This window comes from Blautia sp. DFI.9.10, from assembly GCF_024461705.1.
Lineage (GTDB): Bacteria > Bacillota > Clostridia > Lachnospirales > Lachnospiraceae > Blautia_A > Blautia_A fusiformis.
Map to the genome: position 1 here is coordinate 179360 of NZ_JANGAA010000001.1, position 19981 is coordinate 199340.

Consider the following 19981-nt stretch of genomic DNA (forward strand, 5'->3'; position numbering starts at 1 on the left):
AGGAGAATGACCAATGACAAAACACATACATGGAGGAGACGTATATAAACATAAAGACTGCCTGGATTTTTCGGCAAATCTGAATCCTTTGGGAACACCGGAAAGTGTGAAGCAGGCCATTATCCACAGTCTGGATCATATTGCACAGTATCCCCAGGTGGGATGCGGCGTTCTCAGGGAAAGGATCGCAGAATCGGAAGGGGTAAAAGCGGAAGAGGTAATATGTGGTAACGGAGCAGCAGAAGTGATCTTTACGCTCTGTCATGCAGTAAAGCCAAAGCGGGCTCTGATCCCGGCGCCTACTTTTGCGGAATACGGACAGGCTCTGGCCAGCACTGGCTGTGAGCTGGAATATTACATGCTGACGGAAAATGACGGTTTTGTGCTCAGTGAAGCATATCTGGATATCCTCCATAAGGGACTGGATATGGCTTTCTTATGTAACCCCAACAATCCTACCGGCATGCTGATTCCCCACAGGCTTCTGAAAAGGATCCTGGAAAAATGCAGAAAGCTGGATATCCTGCTGGTGGTAGATGAGTGTTTCCTTGATTTTGTAAAGGAACCGGAAGAGTATTCTCTGAAGCGTTCTCTTTCCGGGTTCAATAATCTTTTTATCCTGAAGGCATTTACAAAAAGATATGCCATGGCCGGTGTGCGGCTGGGCTATGGCCTCTGTTCTGACAGAAAGCTGCTGGAAAGGATGGAGCTCTGCGTTCAGCCATGGAATGTTTCCACCATGGCCCAGGCAGCCGGGCTCCAGGCACTTACAGAGACGGAATATGTAGAGGAGGGAAGACAGCTTGTTTTTCGGGAGGCACAGTGGCTGAAGGATGAGCTGGCCCGCATTGGGTATAAAGTATTTCCGTCGGAAGCAAATTATATTTTCTTTAAAGGACCGGAGGAGCTCTTTGACTTCTGTCTGCGCAAGCGGATCCTGATCCGTGACTGCAGCAATTATCCGGGTCTTACAAAGGGGTATTACCGGATCGCGGTAAAGCGCCATGAAGAAAATGTAAAACTGATCGAAGTACTTGAGGGAGGTATATTATGGCAAAAGCAATAATGGTACAGGGAACCATGTCCAATGCCGGAAAAAGCCTGCTGGCTGCGGGACTTTGCAGGATCTTTAAGCAGGATGGATATCGTGTGGCTCCTTTTAAATCACAAAATATGGCACTGAATTCCTTTATCACAGAGGATGGTCTTGAGATGGGACGGGCCCAGGTCATGCAGGCAGAGGCAGCCGGGATCCGGCCGTCTGTCCTGATGAATCCGATCCTTCTGAAGCCTACCAATGATGTAGGCTCCCAGGTGATCGTAAACGGAGAGGTTCTTGGAACCATGAGTGCTAGGGATTATTTCAAATATAAGAAGACCCTGGTCCCGGATGTGATGAAGGCGTACAACGCTCTTGCAGCAGATAACGATATCATTGTCATCGAAGGTGCGGGAAGTCCTGCCGAGATCAATCTCAAGGATGAGGATATTGTAAATATGGGTATGGCAAAGATGGCCAAGGCACCGGTCCTTCTTGTGGGAGATATTGACCGTGGAGGTGTTTTTGCCCAGCTGATCGGTACGGTGGAGCTTCTGGAGGACGATGAGAAGGCTATGGTAAAGGGGCTGATCATCAACAAATTTCGCGGAGATAAGACTATTTTGGACCCTGGTGTTGTCATGCTTGAGGAAAGAAGCGGGATCCCGGTGGTGGGTGTGGCGCCTTATCTGGATATCCAGGTGGAGGATGAGGACAGCCTGACGGAGCGTTTTGACCGGAAGCAGGAAGCCGGTGTCATTGATATCGCAGTGGTCCGTACACCAAGGATTTCCAACTTTACGGATTTTAATCCTTTTGAGAGCATTCCCGGAGTTTCTCTCCGCTATGTAAAACACCCGAGAGATCTTCACTCTCCGGATATGATCATCCTTCCTGGAACCAAGAACACCATGGGTGATCTGATCTGGATGCGGGAAAGCGGAATGGAGGCAGCGGTTCTCAAGGAAGCCTCCAGAGGCAAGCTGATCTTTGGTGTCTGCGGCGGCTATCAGATGCTGGGCGAGACCTTAAGCGACCCTCATGGAGTTGAAAATGGCGGTTCCATGAAAGGAATGGGACTTCTTCCCATGGAAACGGTATTTGCCGAAAAGAAAACCAGGACCAGGGTGCAGGGGCATTTCGGTCAGCTGTCCGGTGTGTTTGCTCCTCTTTCCGGTGCGGAGATCGAGGGCTATGAGATCCATATGGGCGAAAGCATCCTGAAGGACAATGCAGGAACAGCCACGAAGATCACAGACAGCGTCAGCGGTAAGAAAAAAGAAGAGGGTGCTTTTGCAGGAAATGTGTGCGGAACCTATATTCACGGCGTTTTCGATAAGGAAGCATCTGCAGAGGCGATCATCCGCGTGATCGGCGAGAAAAAAGGTATTGATGTGGAAAATATGACAGGCGTGGATTTTGCGGCATTTAAGGAACAGCAGTATGATATCCTGGCTTCAGAGTTGCGGAAGCATCTGGATATGAAAAAAATCTATGAGATACTGGAAAACGGGATTACGGAGGAAGAATAGAAATGAAAGTTGAGCTTGAAAATGTAAAACCCATGGAGATTGAAAAAAGAAGCTTTGAGATCATCACAGAAGAGCTGGGGGATACTCCCCTGATCCCGGGAACAGAGCTGATCGTAAAACGCTGCATCCACACAAGCGCAGATTTTGATTATGCAAAAAATCTCTGCTTCTCGGAGGGTGCAGTGGAGATGGCCATGGACGCCATCCGCAACGGTGCCTGCATCGTCACAGATACCCAGATGGCAAAGGCCGGGATCAACAAGCGTGCACTTGCCCGCTACGGCGGTGAGGCTTACTGTTTCATGTCCGATGAGGATGTGGCTGCCCTTGCAAAAAAGAACGGGACTACCAGAGCCACAGCCAGCATGGACAAGGCCGCAGAGATGGATAAAAAGCTGATCTTTGCCATTGGGAACGCACCTACCGCACTGGTACGTCTTTATGAGCTTATTGAGAACGGAAAGCTTTCTCCTGAGCTGATCATCGGTGTGCCGGTAGGCTTTGTGAATGTTGTGCAGTCCAAGGAGCTGATCATGCACGCAGATGTGCCTTATATTGTGGCAAAAGGACGCAAGGGTGGAAGCAACATCGCTGCGTGCATTGTAAATGCCCTGCTCTACATGATCGATAACCGGAGAGATTAGGAGCCGGTAACCTCCTTCAGAAGCTGACAGGCAGGCAGAAAATCCTTGGATGGAATGGAGGAGCAGGAGAGGACCAAGGTGACCTCGGCTCCGTTTTCTCTGAGAACCTCCAGTCCCAGACCATGGTTCCGGGCTCTGTCTGTCAGTTCACTGCCTGTGAGAGAACAGGGGAGAGTAAGGGCAAGGCTGGTTCCTGCGGCTCCTGTTTGGATCTGGCAGTCCTGGCCGAAGGTTTCCCGGACAGCCTGGGAAAGAGCCTTCAGCTTCTGGGAATAAAGGCGGCGGAGCTTTCTTGTCTGGGAAGCCAGATGCCCGTCGCGGATAAACTGGCAGAGTGCGATCTGTTCTGCCTTGGAAGCAGTCTGATTATAAAAGGCTGCTTTTTTTGTATATTTTTCCCGGAGAGAGCGTGGCAATACCATGAAGCTGACACGGATGGAGGGCAGCAGCAGCCTGGAAAAGGAACCGATATAGACAACGTTTTCACCACCTGCAAGACCGAAAAGTGAAGGCGTCGGTTTCTGGAAATAAACAAATTCGTTTTCGAAATCATCCTCAATGATCAGATGGTCATCGATCTCCGCATGACGGATCAGCTCCAGGCGTCGTTTTACCGGCATGATCTCGCCCCATTTCGTCATGTGAGCAGGAGAAACATAGATCACATCGCAGCTTTTGTCCCGGTAATGGACATCAAAGCCGTAATCCTGAAAGATGGTGCTGCATGTGGTGAAGGACGGTGTGGGGAACGAAACGGTTTTCCGTTCATGGATCAGAGGGCAGAGGATCTGGAGAAGGGGCTGGAGACCGGCCCCTACTACAATGTCATCCGGGGAGCAGATCACATTTCTGCGTTCCCGGATATAGTCTGCGAGAACCTCCCGGAAATCGCTTTCACCCTGGGGTTCGCCATAAGAAAGCATACGGTCGCCCTGGCGGAGGGCGCTTTTGATGTAACGCTGCCACAGATCAAAACGGAAGCTTTCCCGGTCAACACCGGAAGAGGCAAAATCATAAAGGCAGGGCGTGATATCCTTATCCTGTTTTTCGGGGGTAAGCAGATGCTGCTTGGAAGCAATGCCGGTGACATAATAGCCGCTCTGTGCCCTGGCGATGATATAGCCGTCTGCTGCCAGCAGAAGATAGGCATTTTCGATGGTGGTACGGCTCAGCTTCAGCTCCTGGGCGCATTTGCGGAGGGAGGGCATTTTGCTTCCGGGAAGGAGACGGCCTTCCAGGATCAGCTTCCGATAATAGTGGTAAACCTCCAGATAAAGGTGTTCTTTTTTGTGTTCTGCAGATATATTTAACATAAGTATGATGATTTCCTTCCAAAAATGATTGCGTAAACCTGACAGTTCATTCTATAATATTACAGAAAAAAACTCAAGACTGGAGAATTACCATGAAAAAAATAGCAGTGATCAATGATCTTTCCGGGCTGGGGAAATGTTCACTGACAGCAGCGATCCCGGTGATCTCGGTGATGGGAGTCCAGGCGTGTCCACTTCCCACCGCTGTTTTAAGCAACCAGACCGGTTATGAAAGTTATTTCTGTGAGGATTTCACAGAGCATATGGAACCATATATGGAGCAGTGGAAAAAAAGAGGATTTTTCCCGGATGGGATCTATACAGGATTTCTTTCTGATGATAAGCAGGCAGACAGGATCCTGAAATTTATGGATGCGTTTGCAGGAAAGGATACTTTGATCCTTACAGATCCGGTGATGGGGGATGACGGCGCGGTTTATCCGATCTATACAGAAGAACTCCGCAGCCGGTTCTGCGAACTGACACGTCGTTCCTATGTGATCACACCGAACCTTACGGAAGCCCTCCTTCTTCTCTACGGAAAAGAAAAAATGGAGGAGATCTGGAATAAACTGCAAAAGGTATCAGAGGCCCGGCGGATGGAAGAAATCCGGGAGATCGGGTGCGGACTTGCCCGGAAATTTTCACTTCCTGCCGTTGTGATCACTGGAGTGGATCACAGGGAGGAGGGGCAGCCTCTGAAAATGGGGAATCTTGTCCTGGAAAACGGAAACAGCTCCTGGGTATTTGCAGAGAAATCCGGCGGAAGCTATTCCGGGACAGGAGATCTTTTTGCATCCGTGCTCAGTGCAGGGCTGGTAAAAAGATATTCCATGAAAACCTGTGCAGAGCTGGCCGTGGACTTTATCTCGGCATCGATCCGGGATGCGGTGGAGGAAGGAACAGACCGTAACGATGGTGTATGCTTTGAACAGCATCTCGGCATGCTGCTTCCATAAAAACATAAGGGGATAAAAAAGAGCTGACCGTCAGGCCAGCTCTTCCCATTTTTCATAAAGCTCTTCCAGTTCTTCAGCGATGGCTGCTTTTTCGCGGCTCAGCTTTGTACATTCCGCTACATTGGTGCAGACATCCGGAAGGACCATAGTCTCGTCGATCTCGCTGTCTCTTGTTTCCAGCTCTTCGATACGGGCTTCGACTTTTTTCAGCTCGGCTTCCCGTTTTCGTTTCTTTGCCTGTTCTTCCTTCATCTGCTGCCAGGAAAGCTTGTTCTCGGAAACCGATTTTTCTTCGGCAGGTGCCTCCGGAGAAGTGCTTCCCGGTGCATAGGTACTGGTCAGCTCCTCCTTCTTTTCCAGATAGTAATCATAATCACCGATGTAATTTACCACTGCTTGGTTTGTCAGTTCCATGATCCTGGTCGCAGTCTGATTGATAAAGTAACGGTCATGGGATACATAAAGGACTGTACCGGTGTAGCTGACTAGTGCTTCCTCCAAGATCTCCTTGGAAGCAATATCCAGATGGTTGGTAGGCTCGTCAAGGATCAGGAAGTTGGCTTCGGAAAGCATCAGCTTTGCAAGGGAAACACGGCCTCTTTCTCCACCGGAAAGTGCGGAGATTTCCTTGAAAACATCATCTCCGGTAAAGAGAAATGCAGCAAGCATATTTCGGATCTCGGTCTCTGTGAGAGTCGGATAAGTATCGGAGATCTCCTGGAAAATCGTCTTGTCCATATGCAGAACATGATGTTCCTGATCGTAATAACCGATCTGCACCTTGGAACCAAGGGAAAATTTGCCGGCATCTGCCTCAATAAGACCGTTGATGATCTTCAGCATGGTGGTCTTTCCGGTTCCGTTGTTTCCGATCAGTGCCACACGCTCGCCGCGTTTGATATCAAAGGAGATATCGGAGAACAGGGTCTGTCCCGGAAAGGCCTTGGAAAGCGCTTCCACGTGGAGCACATCGTTTCCGCTTAACACCCGTGGTTCCAGCGAGATACGCATCCGGTCCTGGAGCTCAAGAGGCTTTTCGATCCTCTGTACACGGTCCAGCATTTTTTCACGGCTTTCCGCACGCTTGATGGATTTTTCACGGTTAAAGGATTTCAGCTTGGCGATAACGGCTTCCTGATGCTTGATATCCCGCTGCTGATTTAAGTATGCCTTGTACTGTGCATCACGAAGCTGAGCCTTCTTGAGAGCATAGGCAGAGTAGTTGCCGCTGTATACGCGGGTCTGTCCGGCTTCGATCTCAATGACCTTGGTGACTACCTTATCCAGAAAATAACGGTCATGGGAGACGATAAAAACAGCTCCCGGATAATTCAGAAGATAAGTTTCCAGCCAGGAGATGCTTTCCATATCCAGGTGATTGGTTGGCTCATCCAGAAGCAGGATATCCGGCTTGGAAAGAAGCATCTTGCCCAGCGCCACGCGGGTTTTCTGACCGCCGGAAAGAGTTTCGATCTGCTTGTCATAATCTTCCTCCGTGAAGCCGAGACCCTTTAAGACACCGGTCAGCTCACTTTTGTAAGCGTATCCGTTCTCCAGCTCAAACTGATGGGTCAGGCGGGTATAGGTTTCCATCAGACGGTTCAGCTCATCACCGGTCACCGTGTTCATTTCCTGTTCCATATTGCGGATACGGCGTTCCATATCGATGATGTGCTGCTTGGTGGTAAGAAGCTCCTCGTAGATGGTATGATGTCCGTGGATATCCTGGTACTGGGCAAGATAGCCGATATTTTTATCCCGGGCAAGCACCACGGTACCGGAATCAGCAGAAAGCTCCTGCATGATGATCCGCAGCAGTGTGGTCTTTCCTGCACCGTTGCATCCGATCAGAGCAGCCTTTTCACGGTCTTCAATGTGAAAGGATGCATCATTTAAAATTACTTTTTCGCCAAAGGCCTTGCATATATTCTGACATGATAAAATCATAAAAACTGTCCTCCTGTATAAAGAATCACCCCTGTTTATGCCTGAACAGGGAAAAATCCTCCACCTATTATAACGGAAACTGCCGGGATTTCAAAGAAAAAATCAATTATTAGAAAAATTATAAAGAAATTTGTACAGAATAGACAACTTTAATTGACAGGAAAATGTCAATTCGTTATAATTAACCTAGTGTAAGGTAAGGAGGAAAACTATCGTGGAGACAAAACAAATCTCGAAAGCGGTGATTAAGCGTCTGCCACGCTATTACCGCTACTTAGGAGAGCTGATGGAAGACAATGTAGAACGTATTTCTTCCAATGAGTTAAGTAAGAAGATGCATACCACAGCTTCTCAGATCCGTCAGGATCTTAATAATTTCGGCGGTTTTGGGCAGCAGGGGTATGGCTATAATGTACACTATCTTTATACAGAGATCGGTAAGATCCTGGGACTAGATACCGTTCATCCGATGATCATCCTGGGTGCCGGTAATCTGGGACAGGCACTTGCCAATTATGTGGATTTTGAGAAGCGCGGGTTCAGGCTGGTTGGTATCTTTGACGTAAATCCTGTGCTTGAGGGCATCGCAGTCCGTGGACTTGAGATCCAGATGCTCAGTGAGCTTCCGTTTTTCCTGAGAGAGAATAACGTGGAGATCGCGATCCTGACACTTCCCAAGAATAAAGCCAAGGAAATGGCAGATATTCTGGTGGAGAACGGGATCAAGGCAATCTGGAATTTTGCACATCTTGATCTTGAGACACCGGATGATGTGATCGTAGAGAACGTTCATCTTTCCGAGAGTCTGATGACACTGTCTTATAATCTCAGCAAATACAGGCAGGAACATGTGGATAAGTAAGAATTGTTAAGCTGCCGGAAACGGCAGCTTTCTCTATGACAGAGGGGAGGCAGAAGACAGAATGAAGAAGCTTGTTACCTGCAAAGAAATGAAGGATCTGGACTCCACAACGATCCGTGAGATCGGAGTTCCCTCCGAGGTTCTGATGGAGCGGGCAGCACTGAAGGTGGTAGAGGAAACAGAAAAGTATCTCCAGAAGGACGAAAGGATCCTGGTAGTCTGCGGAAGCGGAAACAATGGCGGTGACGGTATCGCTGTTGCCAGATTGTTCCATCTGAAGGGGATCCGGGTAGAGTTTTATATGGTCGGAAACAAAGATAAAATGACCAGAGAGACAGCTCTTCAGTATAAGATCGCTTCCGGTTATCGTGTCCCGGAGGTGAATAACCCGCAGTGGAGTGAATATACTACTATAGTAGATGCCGTGTTTGGGGTAGGCCTGACGCGTCCGATCGAGGGGCATTATGCTGATATCATCCATGAGATGAACAGTGCGAGGGCCAAAAAGATCGCAGTTGACATCCCGTCAGGAGTGAACGGAGATACTGGCCTGGAAATGGGAATTGCCTTCAGCGCCGATCTGACTGTCACATTTGCCTACCGGAAAAGAGGTCTTTGCTTTTATCCGGGAAGACTGTATGCAGGAAGGATCGTTACCGCCGATATCGGGATCTATGAGCAGGAAGCTGTGACTGCATCTGCCGCCTGTCTGGAAAATAAAGATCTGCAGCTGTTTCCGGAACGTGATCCCGGCGGAAACAAGGGTACCTTCGGAAAAGTGCTCTTTGTGACCGGAAGTGAGGGAATGTGCGGAGCCGCTTATTTAAGCGCCAGTGCAGCACTTCGTGCCGGTGCGGGAATGGTAAAGATCCAGACTGTGGAAGCCAACAGGATCCCGCTGCAGATACTCCTTCCGGAGGCTATGGTCTGCAGCCGCTTTGATCAGGAATCCAATGAACAGCTTCTATCCTGGTGTGATGTGATCGTGATCGGACCGGGACTTGGAACATCAGTGGCCAGCCGTGAGAGAGAACAGTGGTTTCTCACGGCGGCTGCCCGGGAGAAAAAGCCGCTGATCCTGGATGCGGACGGCCTGAACCTTCTGGCTGCACATCCACAGTGGTATCAGTATCTGGGAGAGCATGTAGTCCTGACACCGCATATCGGAGAAATGAGCCGGCTCAGTGGCAGAACGATCCAGGAGATCCAGCATGAGATCGCAGATACTGCACTGAAATGTGCTGCGGAAACAGGCTCTGTGTGCGTATTGAAGGATGCATGTACGGTGATCGCAGATGAGAAAGGCCAGATGTATCTGAATCTTTCCGGTAATTCCGGAATGGCAACTGCAGGAAGCGGAGATGTGCTTTCCGGGATCCTGGCAGCAGTGTTATGTATGTATCTGAAAACGGAGGAACAGCCTCCCATGGTTTTAAAGGCCGCGTTAGGTGTTTATCTTCACGGACTTTGCGGTGATCTTGCAGCCGCTGAAAAAGGAAAGCGCAGTATGCTGGCAGGAGATATCATAGAATATCTGCCCAAGGCATTAGCTATAGGTGAAGAGGAGTCGAAGTTATGAAGAAATACGAGAGAGTAAAAGCACTGGTATCACTGGATGCCATTGCCCACAATTTTGAGGAAATGCATAAAAATGTCAAAGAAGGGACAAAGATCATCGCTGTGATCAAGGCAGACGGTTATGGTCATGGTGCCAGAGCTATTGCCCGTCTGATCCAGGACTATGACTATATCTGGGGATTTGCAACAGCTACTGCAGAGGAGGCACTGGAGCTTCGGCATGCAGGGATCACCAAGCCTGTCCTGATCCTTGGCCTTGTATTTGAGGAATATTATGAAGAGCTTGCAGCCAATGATATCCGGATCACCATATCGGATCTTAATACAGCAGCAGAATATGCAAAAGCAGGTGCACGCATTGGAAAAAATGTACATATTCATCTGGCTCTGGATACGGGAATGACAAGGATCGGATATGCGGATATTCCAGAAAATGCGATAAAGATCGAAAAAATCTCAAAAATCCCGAATCTGGTGATCGAGGGAATGTTTACCCATTTTGCCAGGGCGGATGAGACCGACCGTTCTCCTGCACTGGTGCAGTTGGACCGTTATCTCCGTTTTGCAGAGCTTCTGGAAAAAAGAGGTGTTCATATTCCGGTACGTCACTGCTCCAACAGTGCAGGTATCATCCGTGTTCCGGAAGCAAATCTCAATGTTGTTCGTGCCGGCATCACTATTTACGGTATTTATCCGTCAGAGGAGGTAGAACGTGATATTGTGAAGCTGACACCTGCAATGGAGCTGAAAAGTCATGTATCCTATGTGAAAAATGTGGAACGTGGAACAGCGGTAAGCTATGGAGGAACGTTTGTTACAGAACGCTTTACCAGAATGGCAACGATCCCCGTAGGTTATGCAGATGGCTATCCGAGACAGCTTTCCAATAAGGGCTGGGTCCTGATCCGGGGCAAAAAAGCTCCGATCCTCGGACGTGTCTGCATGGATCAGTTTATGGTTGATGTCACAGATATCCCGGAGGTGAAGGCCGGGGACGAGGTCACCCTGATGGGAAGAGATGGGGAGGAATTTATCAGTGTGGAGACACTGGGAGATCTTTCCGGAAGATTTTCCTATGAATTTGTCTGCGGGATCAGTAAACGTGTTCCGCGGGTTTATATCAAAGACGGTAAGGAATGCGGAGAAGAGGAGAGCTTTTTCCAGTAGATCCGTAAATACCCGGATCCGGAAAACGTCGGGTCAGACATAAGGCCGGTAAAAAAGTACCACGCATGGTATACACAAAGAAATTGTGGAAATACTTATCTGTAAAAAGGAATACGGCTTGCAAATAAGCCGGACCAGAATCGGAGTGTGAATTGTGTGGTTATAAAAAGAGGGGATATTTTTTACGCGGACTTAAGACCTGTAGTGGGCAGTGAACAGGGCGGCATCCGTCCGGTGCTGATCATCCAGAACGATGTGGGCAACCGTCACAGTCCCACAGTGATCTGTGCGGCAATTACATCAAAAATGAATAAGGCAAAGCTGCCGACACATATTGAGATCGATGCATCCGCCTACGGGATCGAAAAGGATTCTGTGATCCTTCTGGAACAGCTCCGCACCATCGACAAGCGGCGTCTGAAGGATAAGGTGTGTCATCTGGACAGTGCTATGCTTGATAAGGTGAATCATGCGCTTGAGATCAGTCTGGAACTGACTTTTTAGGGGAACATGAGGAATTTTGACCGGTTTGTTTTCTGATTCTTGACGAAATCTTTCATAAGTGCTATATTAAACCGAGTTGCAATTATGTAAAACGGTACCCAAAATGAGCAGGGCACGAAAGAAAATATACGGTAACAAGGAGAGGAAGATACCATGTCAGGACATTCAAAATTTGCCAACATCAAACATAAGAAAGAGAAAAATGATGCCAAGAAGGGTAAGATCTTCACAGTCATCGGCCGTGAGATCGTTATGGCAGTAAAGGCCGGCGGCCCGGATCCTGCAAACAACAGCAAGCTTCGTGATGTCATTGCAAAAGCAAAAGCGAACAACATGCCGAACGATACGATCGATCGTGGAATCAAGAAGGCAGCAGGTGCGGATTCTGCAGACAGCTACGAGAAGGCTGTATATGAGGGATATGGTCCGAACGGTGTTGCTATTATCGTAGAGACTCTTACAGATAACAAGAATCGTACTGCAGGTAATGTACGTAACGCGTTTACCAAGGGTAACGGAAGCATCGGAACACAGGGATGCGTATCCTTTATGTTCGACCAGAAGGGCCAGATCATCATCGACAAGGAAGAGCTTGAGGATGAGTGCGGCGAGATGGATGCGGACGAGCTGATGATGACAGCCCTGGATGCAGGTGCTGAGGACTTCAACGAGGAAGAGGACAGCTTTGAGATCATCACAGCACCGGACGATTTCAGTGCTGTACGTGAGGCTCTTGAGAAAGCCGGAATCCCGCTTGTAGAAGCACAGATCGCCATGATCCCGCAGACCTATGTGGAGCTGACGGATGATCAGGCTATCAAAGATCTTCACAGAACACTGGATCTTCTTGATGATGACGACGACGTTACTGACGTATGGACAAACTGGGACGAATGATCTCTGAATAGAAAGTAATATTTTGCATATAATACCTCCAGAATTTCAGATTCCGGAGGTATTTTTTTATGGAAAAACAGAGCGAAGAGAGAAAACAGAAGGAACTGGACCGGGAAGCGAGCCAGAACGAACAGATCCGGGAAACCGGGCAGGCAGTGCTCGATGGAAATTTCCGGAAGCATAAAGTGGAGCTTCTGACGGTGATCGGGGAAATCGAAGGTCATGAATCCGCGCCGTCTCACAGCAAAACAACCAAGTATGAGCATGTACTGCCAAAGCTGGCTCTCATTGAGGACGATGAGGAGATCGAGGGGCTTCTGATCCTTTTAAATACGGTAGGAGGAGATGTGGAGGCAGGGCTTGCCATTGCGGAGATGATCGCGTCTCTGAGTATCCCTACGGTTTCCCTGGTGCTGGGCGGGGGACATTCCATAGGTGTTCCCATGGCGGTATCAGCAGATTATTCCTTTATCGTGCCAAGTGCTACCATGGTGGTCCATCCGGTGCGCCAGAACGGAATGTTCATCGGCGTAGCGCAGTCCTACCGCAATATGGAAAAGATCCAGGACCGGATCATTGCCTTTGTATCCGGACATTCACATATCACGGCAGAACGGATGGAGGAGCTGATGCTGGATACCTCCCAGCTTGTAAAAGATGTGGGGACTATGCTGGAGGGTGAGGAAGCGGTAAAGGAAGGACTCATCGATGAAGTAGGAGGGATCCGGGAGGCACTGGACCGATTGTATACCCTTATCGAAAGGAAAAAAACACAGAAATAACCAGTTTTGTATGTGGCTTTTGATGATACTAGTTGCATAAGACTAACATGGTTGCGCTGTGCTGTGGTAAAGAAATTTGACAGAAATTGTAAATCTACTCTTGTCATATGCTGATTTTTAGCGTATTATTAATAAAGGTTTATAATTTGCGCGAGGAGGAAGACCATGTATAAGGTTTTAAAAGCTGAAACGCTGGCAGCTAAGATCCATCTTATGGTTGTGCATGCACCACGTGTGGCAAGCCACTGTCTGCCAGGACAATTTATCATTGTGAAACTTGACGAAAAGGGAGAAAGGATCCCGCTTACCATCTGCGATTACGATCGCGAGGCCGGTACAGTTACCATCGTATTCCAGGAGATCGGAGCATCTACCATTAAGATGTCCGCACTGAAGGCGGGAGATTCATTCCGTGATTTCGTAGGACCTCTGGGATGTCCGTCTGAGTTCGTCCATGAGGATATCGAAGAACTTAAGAAGAAAAAAATGGTATTCGTAGCCGGTGGTGTCGGTACCGCACCTGTTTATCCGCAGGTTAAATGGCTCCATGAGCACGGCATCACAGCGGATGTTATCCTTGGTTCCAAGACTAAGGATATGGTTATCCTTGAGAAAGAGCTTGGCGCTGTTTCCAATCTTTATGTTACAACAGATGACGGTTCCTATGGCCGTTCCGGTATGGTAACAAAGACTCTTGAGGATCTTGTGACAAACGAGGGCAAGCATTATGACGTCTGTGTAGCGATCGGACCGATGATCATGATGAAATTTGTCTGTCTTCTTACCAAGAAGCTTGGTATTCACACAATTGTCAGCATGAACCCGATCATGGTTGACGGAACCGGTATGTGCGGCGCTTGTCGTCTCCAGGTCGGTGATGAGATCAAATTTGCCTGTGTAGACGGACCGGAGTTCGACGGACATCTCGTTGATTTCGATCAGGCTATGAAGAGAAGCCAGATGTATAAGACCCAGGAGGGCCGTGCATTACTGAAGCTTCAGGAAGGCGATACCCACCACGGTGGATGCGGACATTGCGGAGGTGACAACTAATGGCAGATGCAAAAATGTTAAAAAAAGTTCCTGTAAGAGAGCAGGATCCGAAGGTACGTGCGACAAACTTCGAGGAAGTATGTCTTGGATATAATCAGGAAGAAGCAATGGAAGAGGCACAGAGATGCCTTGGCTGTAAGAAACCGAAATGTGTAGAGGGATGTCCGGTATCCATCAATATTCCGGGATTTATCGAGCACATCAAAGAAGGCAACATGGAAGAGGCTTACAAGGTGATCGGTTTATCTTCCGCACTTCCGGCTATCTGTGGTCGTGTATGTCCGCAGGAATCCCAGTGTGAGGGACAGTGTATCCGCGGTAAGAAGGGTGAGGCTGTTTCTATCGGTAAGCTGGAGAGATTCGTTGCAGACTATGCTCTGGAGCATGATATCAAACCTGCAGGAGCAGAGGTTAAGAACGGACATAAGGTTGCAGTGATCGGTTCCGGTCCATCCGGACTTACCTGTGCAGGTGACCTTGCAAAGGCAGGATACGATGTAACTGTGTTCGAGGCTCTTCATGAGCTTGGCGGTGTTCTTGTTTACGGTATTCCGGAGTTCCGTCTTCCGAAGCAGAAGGTTGTTAAGAAAGAAATCGAGAAGGTCAAAGAGCTTGGCGTTAAATTCGAGACAAACGTTGTCATCGGTAAATCCACTACCATCGATCAGCTGATCGAGGATGAGGGCTTTGAGGCTGTATTCATCGGTTCCGGTGCAGGACTTCCGATGTTCATGGGTATCCCGGGTGAGAATGCAAGCGGTGTATTCTCTGCAAACGAGTACCTGACAAGAAGCAACCTCATGAAAGCATTCGATGATTCCTATGATACACCGATCGCAGCAGGCAAAAAGGTTGCAGTTGTCGGCGGTGGTAACGTTGCCATGGATGCTGCAAGAACAGCGCTGAGACTTGGTGCTGAGGTACATATCGTATACAGAAGAAGTGAGGCAGAGCTTCCTGCACGAGCAGAGGAAGTTCATCACGCTAAGGAAGAGGGCATCATCTTTGATCTTCTTACAAATCCGAAGGAGATCCTCGTTGATGAGAACGGTCACGTAAACGGTATGAAGGTTGTCAAGATGGAGCTTGGTGAGCCGGATGCATCCGGAAGAAGACGTCCGGTAGAGATTCCTGGTTCCGAGTATGATATGGATGTAGATACTGTCATCATGTCTCTTGGTACTTCACCGAACCCGCTGATCTCTTCCACAACCAAGGGCCTTGACATCAACAAGAGAAGATGTATCGTTGCCGAGGAAGAAACCGGTAAGACATCCAAGGACGGCGTATATGCCGGTGGTGATGCCGTTACAGGTGCAGCTACCGTAATCCTTGCCATGGGTGCAGGTAAAGCTGGTGCAAAAGGTATCGACGAATATCTGAAAAATAAATAAGCAGAAAGTCTGTTTATAAACAGATCCTCCGACTGTGTTTTCTGATGCAGCCGGAGGATTTTTTTTCTTGCAGATCAAAAAAGAACATTTGTTTGAAACTTTTGCCAAGTGAAGATTGTAAGTTTTACTCAGTTATGCTATAATGTGTTGGAAAAAATTTAAGAAAAGGAAATATCATTATGTCAGTGATACATGCGATTATATTGGGAATCATTCAGGGAATCACCGAATTTCTGCCGGTGAGCAGCTTCGGACATCTCTGTGGAGTGCAGGATCTTTTGGGCGGTACCAGAGGCTCCGGTGTGCTTTTTGAAGTGATGCTCCATCTGGGAACTATGATAGCTCTGATCCTTGTTTTTCTGAAGGACATCAAGAAGATCGGGATCGAGCTGATCGGAATGATACTGGATCTGATCGGAAATGCCAATATTTTTCTCTATAACCGTAGGACTGGGAAAGAACTTACCTACGCAAAGATCATAAGCGGAACTTACCGGAAGCTTACTGCCCTGATCATGGTATCCACCATTCCTACAGTCCTGATCGGATATCAGTGCAAACGACTTGTTGTGCGAAGCGCATCCTCACACATGTTTTCCGGGATCGGAATCCTTCTTACAGGTGTGATCCTCCTTGTTGTGGACTACAGTAATGTCAATGGCAGCAAGGGAACAAAAGAAACCAGCTTCGGAGATGCTATGTGGATGGGTATCTGCCAGGGTCTTTCTGTGTTTCCGGGACTTTCCAGGCTTGGACTTACCATGAGTGCAGGACTTTTCTGCGGCCTCGGAAGAAAGTTTGCAGTGAAATATTCGCTGCTGATGAGCATTCCGGCTGTGTTGGGAGCTTTTTTTGTGGAGATGGGAGAGTTTACTTCTGTTCATATGACTGTTGGCCAGGGATTTACTTATGTTCTTGGAATGATCGTGGCCGGGATCACAGGCTATCTGGTGATCCGTTTTATGCTTAAGCTTTCGAATCAGGTCAGACTGCGTTATTTTGCATTTTATTCTTTTGCAGCCGGAATCCTTATTCTGGCAGCGAATTATATTTGATATCAACTGGGAGGAGTCTGACAATGGCAGCTTCAAAAACGACAAAAAAAAGAAAAAGAAAACCTGCGGCGAAGCAGCAGCCTGTCGGTAACCGCTTTCAGACAGAGATCCTGATCCTTGTGATGTTTGCGGCCTGCCTGATCCTGATGATCAGTGCATTTGGTATGGGAGGGATCGTAGGAAATGCCATCAGTGCCGTATGCTTTGGCATCATGGGACTTTGTGCATATATTTTCCCGATCCTGCTTTTTGCCGGAGTTACGTTCCTGATCGTGAACAATACCAACCGTCTTGCCTACAAAAAGGTACTGGCGGGCGTGGTATTTTTTGTGTTCCTCTGCGGCTTTCTTCAGCTGATCACAGAGGGCTATACGCCAAGTACCACGTTTTCGGATTATTATTCACTGAGTTCGGAATACCGTACCGGCGGTGGAGTATTCGGTGGTGCAGTATGTATTTCCACAGCATCCGCTTTTGGCGTTGTGGGCGGAACTGTGATCATCGTTCTGGTGCTTCTTGTGTCTCTGATCATCATAACACAGAGATCCTTCTTCGGATTTATGAATAAGATCCTGGACTTTTTTACAGATGCAGCAAGAGAGGGCAGAGAAGCTTATCTTGAGGGACAGCCGGACAGAGAAAAGCAGAAGGAGCTTCGCAGAAAGATCCGTGCGGAAAAAAGAGCGGAGAAGATCCGCCGGCTGGAAGAAGAGCTGGAGGAAGAAGAACTTGCCCTTACAGAGAAAGATCCGGAAAATATCTCAAAAAAACAAAAGAAAAAAACAAGAAGATCGCAGAAAGAAAGACAGGCTGCGGTGAAGGCGAACCGGGAAGGAGAATTTAATCTTCCTTCTTTCCTTGATGAACAAAAGGCTGTACTTCCGGCAGATACAGATCTGACAGAAGAGGATCCAGGGCTTGATGAGAAACCGGAGGAGCATGCTCAGCCGCTGGAATTCCAGATCCACCGTTCACAGTCCCAGCCGGCCCGGGAAGAGTCGGAGGAGCCGGATTTCGAAAGAGAAATGCAGGAAGCCGAAGAGGAGGATGCTTATGCCGGCTATGAGGATGTAGATATTCCCGAGATGCAGCAGATCCTGCCGGCAAAGACAGCTGCAGCAGCAAAAGCTTCCCGGGAAACAGGAAAGGCAGCCGTTCCTGCTGAGATAAAGGAGGATCCTCAGCCGGAAGCTGAACAGAAGGCATCCCATCAGCCCTCCAGAAACCCGAAGTCATCTCAGACAGAGATCGAGCATGGGATCAGAAATATCCAGCATGAGATCAGCCAGGGAGAAGCTCCGGAGAAGAAACCATATCAGTATCCGCCGCTGAAGCTTCTGAAGCGCGGAGATGGCAGATCTCAGGGAGATTCCGATGCACATCTGCGTAAAACAGCACAGAAGCTTCAGGAAACCCTGCATAATTTCGGCGTCAATGTAACCGTTACCAATGTGAGTTGCGGACCTACCGTTACCCGCTATGAGCTGCAGCCGGAAATGGGTGTGAAGGTCAGCAAGATCGTTGGTCTTTCCGATGATATTAAGCTGAATCTTGCTACACCGGATATCCGCATCGAAGCACCGATACCGGGAAAGGCAGCCGTGGGGATCGAGGTTCCGAACAAGGAGAACAGCCCGGTCATGCTGAGGGATCTTCTTCAGTCAGAGGAGTTTAAAAATGCAAAATCCAAGTTGTCCTTTGCAGCAGGTAAGGATATTGCCGGAAAACCGGTAGTGGCAGATATTGCCAAGATGCCGCATCTTCTTATCGCCGGAGCAACCGGCTCCGGAAAATCCGTCTGCATCAATACGCTGATCATCAGCATCCTTTATAAGGCTACACCGGATGAGGTGCGTCTGATCATGATCGATCCGAAGGTGGTGGAGCTCAGTGTATATAACGGGATCCCGCACCTGTTCATTCCGGTGGTCACAGATCCGAAGAAAGCGGCCGGTGCGCTGAACTGGGCTGTTTCCGAGATGACCAGCCGTTACAATGCCTTTGCGGAATATGGGGTACGTAATCTTGGAGAATATAACAAAAAGGTTGCCAATATGCGGGTCCCGGAGGGAGAAAAGGCACCTGAGAAGATGCCGCAGATCGTGATCATCGTGGACGAGCTTGCGGATCTTATGATGGTTGCGCCGGGAGAAGTTGAGGATGCGATCTGCCGTCTGGCCCAGCTGGCACGTGCAGCTGGTATCCATCTGATCATTGCTACCCAGAGGCCATCGGTCAATGTCATCACAGGTCTGATCAAGGCCAATATGCCGTCCAGGATCGCATTTTCCGTATCCTCCGGCGTGGATTCCAGGACGATCCTGGATATGAACGGTGCCGAGAAGCTTCTTGGCAAGGGCGATATGCTGTTTTATCCTCAGGGATATCAGAAGCCGGCCAGACTGCAGGGCGCTTTTGTTTCCGATGAGGAGGTCAGTGCAGTCGTAGAATATGTTTCTGACAAAAATCAGGGTGCTGTTTATGATACCTCCATCGAGAAGCAGGTCAATACAGCCGGTGTCCCGGGAGGAGCCGGCGGCGGTGACAGAGATGTCTATTTTACAGAAGCCGGTAAATTTATCATTGAGAAGGAAAAGGCCTCCATCGGTATGCTCCAGCGTATGTTCAAGATCGGATTTAACCGTGCGGCAAGGATCATGGATCAGCTTTGTGACGCAGGAGTGGTAGGTCCGGAGGAAGGAACTAAGCCAAGGAAGGTTTTGATGTCAGCAGAAGAATTTGAGAATTATCTGGAGGAGAACGGCGGATGAAAATAAGTATCCTGACAGTAGGGAAGATCAAGGAAAAATATCTGCGGGATGCCATTGCGGAGTATTCCAAGCGCCTCGGGCGTTACTGCAAGCTGGAGATCATAGAAGTGTCCGACGAAAAAACGCCGGATAATGCCAGCGAAACAGTAGAAGATGCCATTCGGAACAAGGAAGGGGAGCGTCTTCTTAAATATATCCGGGATGATGCGTTTGTGATTACTCTGGAGATCGGAGGCGAACAGCTGACCTCTGAGAACTTCGCACGGAAGATCAACGAGCTGGGAATACGTGGGACCAGCCATATCCAGTTTGTGATCGGTGGCTCTATCGGTCTTGGAAAAGAAGTACTGAATAGATCAGACTATGCTTTAAGCTTTTCGAAGATGACATTTCCTCATCAGCTGATGCGTGTGATCCTTCTGGAACAGATCTACCGCAGCTATCGTATCATCAGTGGAGAGCCCTATCATAAATAATATCATAC

The 19981-nt window shown here is 48.6% G+C and carries 17 protein-coding genes; 15 read left to right on the forward strand and 2 right to left on the reverse strand.

All coding sequences use genetic code 11. The annotated features are described in order from the left end of the window. Positions 1-13 precede the first annotated feature (13 nt). From cobD to NE671_RS00805, 3 genes are read left to right on the forward strand one after another with little or no spacing between them, the layout of a single operon-like run. Entirely contained in the window at positions 14-1066 is a 1053-nt protein-coding gene (gene cobD / locus NE671_RS00795) for a threonine-phosphate decarboxylase CobD (RefSeq protein WP_022426795.1), read from the forward strand. Then, positions 1051-2571, forward strand: a complete 1521-nt coding sequence (locus NE671_RS00800) for a cobyric acid synthase (RefSeq protein ID WP_173739637.1) — start codon at positions 1051-1053, stop codon at positions 2569-2571. Before cobD ends, NE671_RS00800 begins: the two co-directional genes overlap by 16 nt. Before the next feature lie 2 nt (positions 2572-2573). After that, on the forward strand, positions 2574-3215 hold the full coding sequence (locus NE671_RS00805) for a precorrin-8X methylmutase (RefSeq protein ID WP_015524817.1): 642 nt from the start codon (positions 2574-2576) through the stop codon (positions 3213-3215). Here the strand turns inward: NE671_RS00805 and pdxR are convergent. Further along, the gene (gene pdxR, locus NE671_RS00810) at positions 3212-4528 is read right to left on the reverse strand and encodes a MocR-like pyridoxine biosynthesis transcription factor PdxR (protein ID WP_173739636.1); all 1317 of its coding nucleotides are present in this window, start codon (positions 4526-4528) and stop codon (positions 3212-3214) included. The two genes, NE671_RS00805 and pdxR, sit on opposite strands and share 4 nt — an antisense overlap. Positions 4529-4620: 92 nt before the next feature. Here pdxR and NE671_RS00815 point away from each other — a divergent pair, with 92 nt between their 5' ends. Further along, positions 4621-5487 carry a pyridoxamine kinase gene (locus NE671_RS00815; RefSeq protein WP_021650560.1) on the forward strand — a complete coding sequence of 289 codons (867 nt, stop codon included), beginning with the start codon at positions 4621-4623 and terminating at the stop codon, positions 5485-5487. A 30-nt stretch (positions 5488-5517) separates the two neighbouring features. Here NE671_RS00815 and abc-f read toward each other — a convergent pair whose 3' ends face one another. Then, entirely contained in the window at positions 5518-7434 is a 1917-nt protein-coding gene (abc-f, locus tag NE671_RS00820) for a ribosomal protection-like ABC-F family protein (RefSeq protein ID WP_022426792.1), read from the reverse strand. 214 nt (positions 7435-7648) lie between these two features. On the opposite strand from abc-f, the gene NE671_RS00825 reads away from it, so the two are divergent. The 11 genes from NE671_RS00825 (at position 7649) to rlmH (ending at position 19973) form a co-directional block, all read left to right on the forward strand. Continuing rightward, positions 7649-8296: a redox-sensing transcriptional repressor Rex gene (locus NE671_RS00825; RefSeq protein ID WP_021650558.1), complete on the forward strand. Its 648-nt coding sequence runs from the start codon at positions 7649-7651 to the stop codon at positions 8294-8296. Positions 8297-8357: 61 nt separating this feature from the next. Beyond that, positions 8358-9875: an NAD(P)H-hydrate dehydratase gene (locus NE671_RS00830; protein ID WP_173740737.1), complete on the forward strand. Its 1518-nt coding sequence runs from the start codon at positions 8358-8360 to the stop codon at positions 9873-9875. Next, complete coding sequence (gene alr / locus NE671_RS00835) at positions 9872-11041, forward strand: alanine racemase (protein ID WP_110102265.1); 1170 nt, start codon at positions 9872-9874, stop codon at positions 11039-11041. The genes NE671_RS00830 and alr overlap by 4 nt, the downstream gene beginning before the upstream one ends. Before the next feature lie 156 nt (positions 11042-11197). Continuing rightward, entirely contained in the window at positions 11198-11545 is a 348-nt protein-coding gene (locus NE671_RS00840; RefSeq protein ID WP_021650556.1) for a type II toxin-antitoxin system PemK/MazF family toxin, read from the forward strand. Positions 11546-11698: 153 nt separating this feature from the next. After that, the gene (locus tag NE671_RS00845; protein WP_015524823.1) at positions 11699-12442 is read left to right on the forward strand and encodes a YebC/PmpR family DNA-binding transcriptional regulator; all 744 of its coding nucleotides are present in this window, start codon (positions 11699-11701) and stop codon (positions 12440-12442) included. A gap of 68 nt (positions 12443-12510) precedes the next feature. After that, a complete protein-coding gene (locus tag NE671_RS00850; protein ID WP_021650555.1) occupies positions 12511-13224 on the forward strand; it encodes a ClpP family protease in 714 nt (237 codons plus the stop codon). Between the two features lie 165 nt (positions 13225-13389). Next, positions 13390-14277 carry a sulfide/dihydroorotate dehydrogenase-like FAD/NAD-binding protein gene (locus NE671_RS00855; protein WP_015524825.1) on the forward strand — a complete coding sequence of 296 codons (888 nt, stop codon included), beginning with the start codon at positions 13390-13392 and terminating at the stop codon, positions 14275-14277. Then, a complete protein-coding gene (gltA, locus tag NE671_RS00860) occupies positions 14277-15671 on the forward strand; it encodes an NADPH-dependent glutamate synthase (RefSeq protein ID WP_021650554.1) in 1395 nt (464 codons plus the stop codon). The genes NE671_RS00855 and gltA overlap by 1 nt, the downstream gene beginning before the upstream one ends. A 179-nt stretch (positions 15672-15850) precedes the next feature. Further along, on the forward strand, positions 15851-16726 hold the full coding sequence (locus NE671_RS00865; protein ID WP_147603006.1) for an undecaprenyl-diphosphate phosphatase: 876 nt from the start codon (positions 15851-15853) through the stop codon (positions 16724-16726). Positions 16727-16749: 23 nt separating this feature from the next. Continuing rightward, positions 16750-19497, forward strand: a complete 2748-nt coding sequence (locus tag NE671_RS00870; protein ID WP_021650553.1) for a DNA translocase FtsK — start codon at positions 16750-16752, stop codon at positions 19495-19497. Then, complete coding sequence (gene rlmH / locus NE671_RS00875; protein WP_173740736.1) at positions 19494-19973, forward strand: 23S rRNA (pseudouridine(1915)-N(3))-methyltransferase RlmH; 480 nt, start codon at positions 19494-19496, stop codon at positions 19971-19973. Before NE671_RS00870 ends, rlmH begins: the two co-directional genes overlap by 4 nt. Positions 19974-19981: the final 8 nt, after the last annotated feature.

What these genes read in the sequence shown, in the direction of transcription:
- cobD (WP_022426795.1), top strand. Translation starts at nt 14, where the DNA reads ATGACAAAACACATACATGGAGGAGACGTATATAAACATAAAGACTGC.
- NE671_RS00800 (WP_173739637.1), top strand. Translation starts at nt 1,051, where the DNA reads ATGGCAAAAGCAATAATGGTACAGGGAACCATGTCCAATGCCGGAAAA.
- NE671_RS00805 (WP_015524817.1), top strand. Translation starts at nt 2,574, where the DNA reads ATGAAAGTTGAGCTTGAAAATGTAAAACCCATGGAGATTGAAAAAAGA.
- pdxR (WP_173739636.1), bottom strand. Translation starts at nt 4,528, where the DNA reads ATGTTAAATATATCTGCAGAACACAAAAAAGAACACCTTTATCTGGAG.
- NE671_RS00815 (WP_021650560.1), top strand. Translation starts at nt 4,621, where the DNA reads ATGAAAAAAATAGCAGTGATCAATGATCTTTCCGGGCTGGGGAAATGT.
- abc-f (WP_022426792.1), bottom strand. Translation starts at nt 7,434, where the DNA reads ATGATTTTATCATGTCAGAATATATGCAAGGCCTTTGGCGAAAAAGTA.
- NE671_RS00830 (WP_173740737.1), top strand. Translation starts at nt 8,358, where the DNA reads ATGAAGAAGCTTGTTACCTGCAAAGAAATGAAGGATCTGGACTCCACA.
- alr (WP_110102265.1), top strand. Translation starts at nt 9,872, where the DNA reads ATGAAGAAATACGAGAGAGTAAAAGCACTGGTATCACTGGATGCCATT.
- NE671_RS00845 (WP_015524823.1), top strand. Translation starts at nt 11,699, where the DNA reads ATGTCAGGACATTCAAAATTTGCCAACATCAAACATAAGAAAGAGAAA.
- NE671_RS00850 (WP_021650555.1), top strand. Translation starts at nt 12,511, where the DNA reads ATGGAAAAACAGAGCGAAGAGAGAAAACAGAAGGAACTGGACCGGGAA.
- NE671_RS00855 (WP_015524825.1), top strand. Translation starts at nt 13,390, where the DNA reads ATGTATAAGGTTTTAAAAGCTGAAACGCTGGCAGCTAAGATCCATCTT.
- gltA (WP_021650554.1), top strand. Translation starts at nt 14,277, where the DNA reads ATGGCAGATGCAAAAATGTTAAAAAAAGTTCCTGTAAGAGAGCAGGAT.
- NE671_RS00865 (WP_147603006.1), top strand. Translation starts at nt 15,851, where the DNA reads ATGTCAGTGATACATGCGATTATATTGGGAATCATTCAGGGAATCACC.
- NE671_RS00870 (WP_021650553.1), top strand. Translation starts at nt 16,750, where the DNA reads ATGGCAGCTTCAAAAACGACAAAAAAAAGAAAAAGAAAACCTGCGGCG.
- rlmH (WP_173740736.1), top strand. Translation starts at nt 19,494, where the DNA reads ATGAAAATAAGTATCCTGACAGTAGGGAAGATCAAGGAAAAATATCTG.